This window comes from Gluconobacter thailandicus F149-1 = NBRC 100600, assembly GCF_000964465.1.
Classification (GTDB): Bacteria; Pseudomonadota; Alphaproteobacteria; order Acetobacterales; family Acetobacteraceae; genus Gluconobacter; species Gluconobacter thailandicus.
Genome location: NZ_BANH01000038.1, coordinates 15,765 through 27,682, shown reverse-complemented (window position 1 = coordinate 27,682; position 11,918 = coordinate 15,765). Strand labels below are relative to the sequence as shown.

Below are 11,918 nucleotides of genomic sequence, written 5' to 3'. Positions count from 1 at the left end.
CAGGAAGCCATGATTATTTCAAGAGCGACTTTTTCAACAGAATTGCTTTATAGCTGGCATTCCGTTTTCCACGCATGCCGAACTTCTGACTCTCTTCGGGCGGTGGCCGAAGAAGGACGTTTATAAAATTCTCTGGATCACAACAAAAGAACAATCCAGTCTGTTTTATATTGCGAATCCGTTCTGTTTCGTTCATGGATGGGTCGTTCTTGCTGAAAGCAGTTCTCCAGCCCGATATGGAACCGGCACCATGGCGCTCAGACCCACCCCCTTTGTAACATCTACTCGCCTGGCAGCTTTGTTTGCGACGACCGTAATGAGTGCGACAGGCGCAGTGGCAGCGACAAAAGCTGCTGTGCATAAGAATAAACTCCCTGTGCATGAGACAAAACCGAAGAAGCTGGCTCCGCAGATTCAGCAGGACCCGGAAGAAATTAAGGTCAGTGCTGATCGCCCTCTTGCCGGTGGCTTGATGAAAAGACAGCATGCACCTGAAGCAACCAATTCAATCAGTGCTCTTGCTATTCAACAACGCGGGGCAGCATCTTCTCCACTCCAGATTGCCGCATCGCTTCCCGGTGTGAACTTTGGTTCATCCGATGCCTATGGGTTGTCCGTTCGCAATAATATTTCCGTACGCGGTCTGGATTCCACAGAGATGGGCTGGACAATTGAAGGTGCTCCAGGCGTCGATCAAGCTTATTACTGGCCATATACGGAAACATGGGCCGACAACGAGAATATCTCCGATATCACTCTTATAGCTGGCACGTCCCGTATCAATGACCCGGTGCAGACGGCTTCAGGCGGAGAGATGATTGAGACGGTGCGTGATCCCTCCCGTAAGCGAGGGGCCTACGTCGACTACAGTTATGGTTCTTTCCGAGGACAACGTGTTTTTGGGCGCGTAGATAGTGGAGAGATAGGTCACTCGGGTATAAGGCTTTTTGCGTCTTACTCTCGGACTGCAGCAGACAACTTCACCGGGCCCGGGCGAAACACGCGAGACCACGTGGATTTCAAAGCGATCAAAGAGTGGAGTGATCGCGCGAAATCTTCGCTTTTTATTTCATATTCCAATTGGGATAACGCACGCCTTGCGCCCTACACACTCGCATCATGGGAAAAAGCAAACAAGGCAGGAGACAATTTTTCCCAATATACCTACGCGGGAAACTATACTCCCGGTGTGACATCCAACTACTGGAAGTCATATGTTTATAAACGTACAAATGTCCTGCTATCCTGGCAGAATGAAATTACGCTGACTGACAAAGTCAGACTGCATGTTGTTCCATACTTTCACTGGTCTCTTGTGGATAGCCCGGGACAGACATCGATTCAGTCGAACTCTTTCTATTATGGCAATGAGAAAGTTGATCCTGGTCTGTCGTCCGCAACGACACCTGCCATGATTCATTCCAATCAAACCGAATTTGCTACAGGTGTAAACGCCTATATCCAATACGATCCCACTCGTCACAATCACCTGATTGCGGGCTATTGGTACGATCACTGGAACATTGAACAGAGCGGTGGCCTCACACCTCTGGACGCAAACGGCAATTCTCCAAATGCCACTGGGAAGTATGTCCTGCGCTCACCATCAGGTGATATCTACGGCGGAACCCATTATCAGGAAAGTTCGCAAGTTAATGAATTCTACGTATCGGACACGCAGGGCTTTCTGAACGACAAAATCAAAGCGACTATCGGCCTCAAAACCATGATGTACTATCTGTCAGGTACCAATCAGATTCCTGGCGGTCCGTATCATTTCTCGTCTGCTTTCGTGCAGCCTATGCCAAGACTTTCGTTGTCGTGGCAGATCAACAAGGCATTGCAGGTTTATATCAACGGGACAACCAATACACGCGCACCCGTTCCTATAAGCACGTATCCGACGACCTACAGTGTCTCGACAGGTAAGGTCTCCCAGGCTGGAAATACCAATGCAAAGCCAGAATATTCGATCGGTGAGGAGATTGGTCTTCGTTATTACGGTGCTGTGCATTTCGACATGGCACTGTTTAATATGAACCTGACCAACCACCAGCTCGTAGCGCTGACCTACCTGAACGGCGCTCCTGTACAGCAGGCCATTTCAGCTGGTGGAGAGACTATTCGCGGGATCACGGCAGAACTCGCCACGAAACCTTTCCATGGATTTTCCCCCTATATCAACGGCCAGTATCTTCACACCACGATCGACAACAATCTCGTCGTCAATGGTGACCTTCTGCCGACAGCTGGAAAAACCATGGTGGCCAGCCCAAAATTCATGGCCAATATCGGCGTGAATTATACGCACGGTCCATTCTTCGCCAATATCGCATTCAAATGGGTGGACAGCCAGTATTCGACATTCATGAATGATCAATCGATGCCAGCCTATAAAACAGTCGATCTGGGGCTGGGGTATCGACTTCCGAGGTTTTCCGTTTTTTCCCGCCCAACTCTACGCCTGAACCTCAGTAATCTGACCAACGTGTCTTACCTGAGTTCCATCGCAAGTATTCAGACGAATTCAAAAGCGACAAAAGGTATTTACGGCACCACGATTGCTGCCAGTACGCCCTCCTATTATCTGGCGGCTCCATTCTCAGCAATGGTCACGATCGGATCAGAGTTCTGATGTACACGTCTGCTTCCGAACTTCAGGTTGCCCACTCTCTTGCGGCTTCAGGGCAGCCTGAAACCGGGTTTTTCGAAATTGCAAAGGCCTTTTCCAAAAGGCCAGGTTTCAGGCTCTTTACAATTCTGCGGTACGATCCAGCGGCAGCTTTAATCAGGCGGATCTGGACCAGTCATGAAACAGAGTATCCAGTCGGAGGAGCCAAGCCTGTTTCAGACACGCCTTGGACAAGGCAGGTACTGGAAAGCGGGCTGCCTTATGTGGGAAGAAATTCGGAGGATATCCGCTCTGTCTTTTTTGACCATGAACTGATCGCGTCACTTGGATGTGCGAGCGTTCTGAATCTTCCGGTTCGTTGGGATGGGAAGATCATTGGTTCGCTCAACCTTCTGCATGAAGCTCATCATTATGATGATGTTGACCCAGCAGAACTGGCCATCTTCGTGCAGATGGCCATTGCGGGTCTGAATGCTGTCAATCTGAGCAGTTATGGATGAGGCACTGTCAGACTCTTTGCCCGGTTTCTTTGCGCGCACTAGACTTGAAGTGAGCGATGGGAACCGGAGTATGACCATGACTGATTTTCTTGCGACGGCTTCTTCAGGTCGGCGGACACAGCAGGAGCGAAGCGATACAATGCGCGCGCTCCTGCTTCAGGCGACGATTGAGCTGCTTTATGAGCGAGGCTACTCACGGCTGACAACATTGGATGTTGCCAAATATGCTCAAGTCTCTCGCGGTGCCTTGACGCATCATTTCGCTCACAAGGAAGATCTCGTCGTCGAGGCGATCTCATGGCAGTTGCGCAGTGCATCAGACGAGCTGGAAGAGTTTGTTGCCAATATCGAAGCCGGCCCTCTCGATACTGACCGGATCATAGATCATCTGTGGGAAATGCTCTCTGACAGACTTTTCCACATCACCATGGAATACCTGCCGGAAGCTCGGAACAACACACCATTCCGAGAACGTCTGATGCCGGTTGCCGCCGTATTCCATGCCGCCCTGGATCGGATATGGCTGCATCTCTCGCGAACCAGCGGATTATCAGCCGAACGGGCGCAAACCATTCTCAATGCAACGATGTGCCTTATGCGCGGAATGGTAGCTCAGCAGATTCTTCGTAATGACGAAAGTTACTATGAAGACCTTCTGCAATACTGGCGCGACCTTCTGCGCAGAGAAATTGCACAGGCAGCAACCTCTGAAAATATAAAACGGAAAAAAGACAGATGAGTAGTGCAGGGGCTCGCCTTGAAAGATTACCTCTGTCTGGATTTCATGCAAAGTTACTCCTGATTGGCGGGGCTGGTTACGCCTTTGATGGACTTGATTCTGCCATCATCGCTTTTGTTTTACCGACACTGGGAGGCCTATGGTCCATTGGCGGTGCGAAGCTGGGTTTCATAGGAAGTGCAACCTATATCGGTTTTTTCTTCGGGGCTCTGGCGGCCGGAACAATAGGGGACCGGTTCGGGCGCCGCATCGTCATGATGTGGGCTCTGGCGCTTTTCTGTGTCGCTTCTACGTTCTCTGCTCTTATGACATCCTATCCAGCCTTTCTACTTTGCCGAATTGTTGCGGGAATTGGCACGGGTGCAGAATCTGCCATCATTGCTCCGTACCTGACAGAATTTGTCAGCGCCCGTTACCGTGGAGCTTTTACGGCAACGCTTTCTGGCTTCTTTTCCTTCGGGTTTCTGACTGCAGCCCTGATGGGAAATTTCCTGGTTCCCATGGGACATGACGGCTGGCGATGGGCCGTTGGTTTGACTGGAGCCCCCGTCCTGCTTCTGCTGTGGTGGCGACGTGCGCTGCCTGAATCACCCCGTTGGCTCGAAAGCGCTGGCCATTGGCAGGCTGCTGCAGATGTCGTTGAAGGCATCGAGAGAAGATTACGCGATCGAGGCTACAATTTACCCCAAGTGCGCCAGATGCCTCCCACAGATGCGCCGAGCACTCTTTCGATTGGGCAGCGGTTTGCTGCTTTATGCTCGCCACTTCATCGGCGCTCGCTCGCTGTGAGCTGGATTGCCTGGTTCTGTCTGACATTCAGTTATTACGCAGTCTTCACCTGGATGCCGAGTTTTCTCATGGCGCGCGGCATGACCATGACACACAGCTTCAGCTTTTCCATTGCCATCTATGCCGCCCAGATTCCGGGTTACTTTTCGGCCGCCGCTGCCGTGGAACTCATTGGTCGGCGAACGACGATTGCTGTCTATCTTCTTGGCAGCGTTCTCGCCGCGGGCCTGCTGGTTATCTCACACTCAGACGGCTCTGTCGTAGGAGCGGCAATGCTCCTCTCACTCTTCCTGAATGGCGCATACGCTGGCCTTTATGCCTACACACCAGAACTTTTTCCGACAACGCTTCGTGCAACGGGTAATGGGACCGCATCTGCCATAGGGCGGATTGGCGCCATTGTCTCCCCCGTTCTGGTCGGTGTGCTCATGCCCATTATCGGGTTCGCAGGTGTTTTTGCACTGATTACCGCCGTTCTGCTGGTGGGCAGCACAACAGTTCTATTTTTCGGCCCTCGCACAGAAGGCCTCGCTCTCGAAGCATTGTCTTCTCAGGCTGAAAGCCACTAACCGCACATTTCTTTTTTACTTCTGATCTGTTTTTTGAGGCTTTATGACACAGACGCTTTTTCTGAACGCTACGATCATCGACTGCTCTCAGACAGAGCCGAGGTCTGGGAATGTTCTGATCGAAAATGGCCGGATCGTTGATACAAATGCGTCTTCGTCAACGCAGGTGATCGGTCAGACAATTGATTTGCGTGGTGCCACGCTCATGCCTGGCCTGATCGACTGCCATGTTCATGTTGTCGCAAGCACAATGGACCTCACAGCCAATGCCCAGCTTCCCGATGCGCTTGCCATGCTTCGATCCCTACCCATTATGAAGGGAATGCTCGAACGGGGTTTTACAACAGTACGAGATGTCGGCGGTGCCCCTTATTCTCTGGCGCAAGGCATTGAGGAAGGCCATATCATAGCTCCTCGGCTGGTTGTTTGTGGGAAAGCGCTCTCTCGCACAGGGGGACACGCCGATAATCGGCCACGTCACGATATTTATGATGCCAAGCGTTGGGCAAGGAACTATGGCGCACTGGGTCGGGTAGCAGATGGCGTTGAAGAAGTGCGCTTTGCATGCCGGGAAACTCTTCGTGAAGGCGCCAGTTTCATCAAGATCATGGCGAATGGAGGTGTTTCGTCTCCTACGGATCCCGTTGCTGCACAGGGGTATTCTACGGAAGAGATTTTAACGGCCGTTCAGGAAGCCCGTGATAACGGCACCTATGTTTCTGCTCATCTCTACATGCCGGACGCTATTGAACGCGCTGTTCGTGCAGGTGTGCATTCTTTGGAGCACTGCAACAACATTGATGCATCGACCGCAAGGCTGGCCGCCGCCGCAGGCGCTGTAGCGGTACCAACACTCGTAACATACGAAGCGCTTGCCAATGATGGTGCACGTTTTGGTCTGCCACCTGTCTCTATAGCAAAAGTCGCAGATGTACGGACACGCGGAATGGAAAGTCTTTCCATCATGCAGGATGCCGGACTGACGATGGCCTTTGGCACGGACTTGCTCGGAGATGCCCATGACAGACAGAACGAAGAATTTGCCATTCGTGCCCGCGTCCTGCCGTCCTTTGATATTCTTGCATCCGCAACAACAGTTGCTGCAGCATTAATAGGGATGAAAGATCAGCTTGGTATTGTGAAGGAGGGTGCTTTCGCAGACCTTCTCGTTATTAACGGCAATCCTGCCGAGGACGTCTCGGTACTGGCAGACCCCAAAAACGTCAATCTCGTCATGAAAGAAGGAAGCATATTTAAGAATACTATCTCTTACTGAGGTAGATTCTGTAAGTGTGTTTCTTGCTATAATATTTATCAGGGACTTCAGATGTATCTAACGCTTTCTTTAATAATTTTATTACAATGGACATCCGTATCGGTGCAATTGTAGCCGTACGATAATTTCCTGAGGCCAGAAAACCAGCATGAAAGTTGACTATTGATTTCGGTCCTGATCTTGGCACGAAGCGATCGAGTGCTCAGATCACTGCATTATATGCGCCCGATGAACTGCCAGGTTAGCAGATCATCGGTGTCGTTAATATTCCACCTAGGCAGATTGGACCGTTCATCTCCGAGGTTTTGACACTTGACTCTGCTGACGAACTCAAAAACATCGTTTTGGCTACAACTGAACGCAAGGTACCAAATGGCAGTCGGGTATTCTGGAATTGAGAGTCCTTTACTGCGCGTGTCTGATAGTAAGCGGACATTTCGCTTTCCTCGCAAATCGGTCCTTCGTCTAATGGAAAAGCAAGAGATCTTACTAAAGCCAACCAAGGCAGGTTTTGGCATTTAGGGGATGTCTTGCCGTCAGTTCAGGTGCTTTGGAATTCTCGCGATTTTGAGTAATCTCTGTCGCGCTCTAGGAGTTTTTTATCGTGATCCACGGGTTTGGAAGAACTTTAGACCTGCTGACCCGCTACGCGCGTTCATAGCTGATGGCCTCGGGGCAACTTGCACAGAGCCAAGGCCAATCCCAGCAGTGCCCACCGTGCCCCTGGTCAACTGGAGCTTCGACAAGAAGCGTCATCAGATCGCGTTCTTTGTCACCAACCTCAAATGCTTCCGCAGAATTGCCTTGTGATGTGAGAAAATTCTCTTCATCTTCATGGTCTTCGTCCATCCTGCATGCGCTATAATTTGGATGCGGTGAACGCAGACAGCACCTAGCGCCACTTGATTTGCGTCAAGGTCAGGGCTGAGATTTCGGTGCATGATGCAAGAGCACGGCAAAGAGACTGATCTGATGCTCCCTACGGCTACAGGTGCAATTCTTGTCCTGAATGCTGGGTCGTCCAGCGTAAAATTCGCTCTGTTTTCGGAGGGCGGTGTGCATGCTTCACGGCTGGTGTCCGGAGAATTGGAAGGGATCGGCGAGAAACCGAGGCTGATCGCACGCGGCGAGAAGGCGGAAATTCTTGTGGATCAGGAACTTACCCCGGATGCGCGAGAGAACGCTCACGATACTGCAATCAAGGCGCTGATTGCGTGGCTGGAAGCTCATCTCGGCCTCGAAACCCTGCGGGCCGTAGGCCATCGTGTGGTACACGGCGGCCCAGATTTTGTCAGTCCCGTTCTAATCGACGATGATGTGCTGGCTCGTCTCGACAAGATGACGTCCTTTGCGCCGTTGCATCAGCCCGGCTGTTTGGCGCCCATACATGCATTGCAGCGCATCTATCCGGATCTGCCTCAAATCGCCTGTTTTGATACGGCCTTCCATCGTACCATGCCTGCTGTAGCGCAGAACCTGCCGCTGCCTTGCTCCTATGCGGAGAAAGGTATACGGCGCTATGGATTTCACGGCCTGTCATACGAACATATCGCGCGTTACTTGGGCTCGAAGCATCATAATCTGGCGCGTGCGCGGGTTCTGGCGGCCCATATCGGCAATGGTGCGAGCCTTTGCGCCCTACGTCATGGTGTCAGCATTGATACAACGATGGGATTTTCCGTGCTCGACGGACTTGTCATGGGGACACGAACAGGTGCGATTGATCCTGGTGTCCTGCTCTACATGCTGCGCGAAGAGCAACTGTCCCCCCAGGAGATTGAGAATCTCCTCTATCACAAGAGCGGGTTGCTCGGTGTTTCTGGTCGGGCAGGGGATATGCGTACCCTGAGGGAACATCCATACGATCCGGCAGTTCGCATGGCACTTGATCTTGCAGTTTATCGTTTCGTGCAGCAGGCCGGGGCCATGATCGCAGCCTTGCAGGGACTGGACGGGATTGTTTTCACAGGCGGGATTGGAGAACATGATGCACAGTTCCGGCGCGATGTGTGTGCCCATCTCGCCTGGCTGGGTGTTACAATCGATGTAGCGGCGAACGCCGTCCACCGTCCATTGATTTCCACGCCGGAGAGCACTGTGAAGGTGCTCGTTATCCCGGCGGACGAAGAGTTATCCATTCATCGGCATGTTCTCGCGTGCATCGGGGACGATGCCGTATCCGAACCTGTCCGGAATTGAGGATCAAAAGGGATGACCACGAAGCAGAACCCACTTTCCGCCCAGGAAATCGCCCTGTTCGATAAATGGTGGAGAGCCGCGAACTATCTCTCCGTGGCGCAGATCTATCTCCTCGCCAATCCGCTGCTACGCGAGAAGCTTACGCTCGGTCAGACCAAGCCTCGTCTGCTGGGTCATTGGGGCACCACGCCGGGCCTGAACTTCCTTTATCTCCATCTCAACCGGATCATCCGCGAACAGGGCAAAAGCATCCTGTTCATCGCGGGTCCGGGGCATGGCGCGCCGGGCGTGGTCGCCAGCACCTATCTCGAAGGCACCTATACGGAATATTTCCCCGAGGTGACGCAGGATCTCGAAGGGCTCGAACGCCTCGTCAGGCAGTTCTCCTTTCCCGGCGGCATTCCGAGCCACGCCGCGCCGACCACGCCCGGCTCGATCCATGAGGGTGGCGAACTGGGCTATTCGCTCGCCCATGCCTATGGCGCGGTGTTCGACAATCCGGATCTGGTCACGGCCTGCGTGGTCGGGGACGGCGAGGCCGAAACAGGGCCGCTCGCGACGTCATGGCACAGCAACAAGTTTCTCAACCCGGCCACGGACGGTGCGGTTCTGCCGATCCTGCACCTTAATGGCTACAAGATCGCGAACCCGACGATTCTGGCGCGCATTTCGTCGGATGAACTCGTCGCCCTGTTCCGGGGCTATGGCTATACGCCGATCCTCGTCGAAGGACATGAGCCCGATCTCATGCACCAGAAAATGGCCGCGGCGATGGATCAGGCTTTCACCGCCATCGAGGCTATTCAGGAAAAGGCTCGCGAAACGGGCGATCTGACACGCCCGCTCTGGCCCATGATCATCCTGCGTAGCCCAAAGGGCTGGACCGGTCCCAAGACGGTCGATGGTCTGCGGACGGAGGGCTATTGGCGCTCGCATCAGGTGCCGTTCTCAGACCTGACCAAGCCGGGCCATCTGGAACTGCTCGGCGAGTGGCTCCGGAGCTACAAGCCTGAAGAACTGTTCGACGAGAGTGGCAAACTTCTGCCCGAAATCCGCGCCCTTGCTCCTGAAGGCGAACGACGCATGAGCGCTAATCCGCACGCCAATGGCGGCGCGCTCAAGCGTCCGCTCCGCCTGCCAGACATCAATGATTATGCGGTCAGCGTGACATCGCCGGGTGGGTCGAATGCCGAGAGCACCCGCGTTTTCGGCACATGGCTGCGCGACGTCATGCGCGACAATCTCGCCAGCCGGAATTTCCGCGTCTGGTCGCCGGACGAGAACAATTCCAACCGTCTCAATGCCGTTCTGGACGCGACCAGACGGGCATGGGACGCGGAGACGTTCGATTACGACGATCATCTCTCGCCCGACGGTCACGTCATGGAAATCCTCAGCGAGCATACCTGTCAGGGTTGGCTCGAAGGTTACCTGTTGACGGGGCGGCATGGCTTCTTTTCATGCTACGAAGCCTTCATCCATATCGTGGACTCGATGGTCAACCAGCATGCCAAATGGCTCAAGACGGCCAAGGAAGTGCCGTGGCGGCGCCCCATCGCTTCGTTGAACTATCTGCTGACGTCTCATGTCTGGCGGCAGGATCATAACGGGTTCAGCCATCAGGATCCCGGCTTCATCGACCATGTGATCAACAAGAAGGCGGATATCGCGCGCGTCTATTTGCCGCCGGATGCAAATACGCTGCTCTGGGTGACACAGCATTGCCTGGAGAGTTGGGACCGCATCAACGTCATCGTGGCGGGCAAGCAACCCGAGCCCCAGTGGCTGAGCATGGATGCGGCGATCAAGCACTGCAAGCAGGGCATAGGAATATGGGAGTGGGCGAGCAATGACGAAGGCAGTGAGCCAGATCTTGTCATGGCCTGTGCGGGTGACGTCCCGACTATGGAGACGCTGGCTGCCGTGTCGATCATGCGTCACCATGTGCCTGATCTGAAAATCCGGGTCGTGAACGTCGTCGATCTCTTGACGATGATGTCGCATGACCAGCATCCGCACGGCCTCGAGGATGCTGAGTTCGATAGTCTGTTCACGCTCGACAAACCCGTCATCTTCGCGTTCCACGGCTATCCTCAGCTCATTCACAAGCTGATTTACAAACGGGTTAACGCGCGTAATTTCCATGTGCACGGATTCCGCGAGGAAGGCACAACCACTACACCGTTCGACATGACAGTCCTGAACCATCTGGATCGCTATCATCTCGTTCTCAACGCCGTACGACGGGTGCCGAAACTGGCCGACCGGGCGGCCTATGCGGCGCAGGCCGTTCGCGACAAACTTGTCGAACACCGGCTGTATGTGGACACGCACGGGCAGGACATGCCCGAGATCGTTGACTGGAAGTGGGGGGTAAAGACGACCGGATGAGTGAATTTGCCGCCACGCAACTGATCGAGAAAGCCGATTGAAAGACATAGGATCAGGACCTATGAATTTATTGAATTGAGCGCTGTTCTATGGTTCACAATTTCTCGTAGAAGATGAGCCTGTGAGTGATGTGTATTTGCCTTCTGAAAGCCAGATAGAGAGAATTGCACCGTATTTTCCTCTGGCACATGGAGGGGCCGACGGATTCTGATCGGGATCATTTATGTGATCCGTAACGGCCTTCAGTGGAAAGATTCGCCCGAAGCGTATGGTCTGCACAAAACCTTATATAACCGGCTTATTCGCTGGAGCTGTCTGAGTGTTTTCGACCGGATCTTTGCGGTTTTGAGTGAACAGACGGGTCGCTCAACGCGTTTGATGATCGATGCGATACATCTCAAAGCTGCATGCCATATGTAATGGCCAGGGTCGGCCTGTTCGCCTGCATCTGACTGCGGAACAGGTCAGTAATTTCATGGGCGCCGATGTGCTGCTGACAGATATTCCCGATAAAACAGAACAAAGCATCGGTGATCGAGGATATCACAGCAGCCGGATCAGACGCGCTCTCGCAGACCGGAAGACCACCGCCTGCATGCCACCGAGAAAGAACCGGAAATCAAAGCCGCCTTACAACTGGCATCTGTATAAAAAGCGCCCTCTGATCGAAAACATGTTCGCAAAGCTGAAAGACTGGCGACGTGTCGCGTCCAGATAAGACCGCTGCGCTCATACATTCATGTCCGCAATCCACATCGCGGCAAGCTTCATCTTCTATCTCAAGAAATGAGGCCTGAGCCTGGTTGCCAGAGCGTTTCGGTCT

At 53.3% G+C, this 11,918-nt stretch carries 7 protein-coding genes and 1 pseudogene; all 8 read left to right on the top strand.

The annotated features are described in order from the left end of the window. Positions 1-250 precede the first annotated feature (250 nt). Positions 251-2,635 carry a TonB-dependent receptor gene (locus B7444_RS10710; protein ID WP_231502931.1) on the top strand — a complete coding sequence of 795 codons (2,385 nt, stop codon included), beginning with the start codon at positions 251-253 and terminating at the stop codon, positions 2,633-2,635. Next, positions 2,635-3,132 (top strand): GAF domain-containing protein, encoded by a 498-nt coding sequence (locus tag B7444_RS10705; protein WP_035730130.1) that lies wholly within the window; start codon positions 2,635-2,637, stop codon positions 3,130-3,132. Before B7444_RS10710 ends, B7444_RS10705 begins: the two co-directional genes overlap by 1 nt. Before the next feature lie 76 nt (positions 3,133-3,208). Beyond that, positions 3,209-3,871: a TetR/AcrR family transcriptional regulator gene (locus B7444_RS10700; protein WP_016737958.1), complete on the top strand. Its 663-nt coding sequence runs from the start codon at positions 3,209-3,211 to the stop codon at positions 3,869-3,871. Further along, a complete protein-coding gene (locus B7444_RS10695; protein WP_035730133.1) occupies positions 3,868-5,229 on the top strand; it encodes an MFS transporter in 1,362 nt (453 codons plus the stop codon). The genes B7444_RS10700 and B7444_RS10695 overlap by 4 nt, the downstream gene beginning before the upstream one ends. Positions 5,230-5,272: 43 nt before the next feature. Then, on the top strand, positions 5,273-6,505 hold the full coding sequence (locus B7444_RS10690; RefSeq protein WP_035730137.1) for a metal-dependent hydrolase family protein: 1,233 nt from the start codon (positions 5,273-5,275) through the stop codon (positions 6,503-6,505). A 972-nt stretch (positions 6,506-7,477) separates the two neighbouring features. Beyond that, positions 7,478-8,704 carry an acetate/propionate family kinase gene (locus B7444_RS10675; RefSeq protein ID WP_035730171.1) on the top strand — a complete coding sequence of 409 codons (1,227 nt, stop codon included), beginning with the start codon at positions 7,478-7,480 and terminating at the stop codon, positions 8,702-8,704. A 12-nt stretch (positions 8,705-8,716) separates the two neighbouring features. Beyond that, positions 8,717-11,095: a phosphoketolase family protein gene (locus B7444_RS10670; RefSeq protein ID WP_035730141.1), complete on the top strand. Its 2,379-nt coding sequence runs from the start codon at positions 8,717-8,719 to the stop codon at positions 11,093-11,095. 121 nt (positions 11,096-11,216) lie between these two features. Beyond that, positions 11,217-11,885: pseudogene (locus B7444_RS10665) on the top strand (IS5 family transposase). The last annotated feature ends 33 nt before the right edge of the window (positions 11,886-11,918 follow it).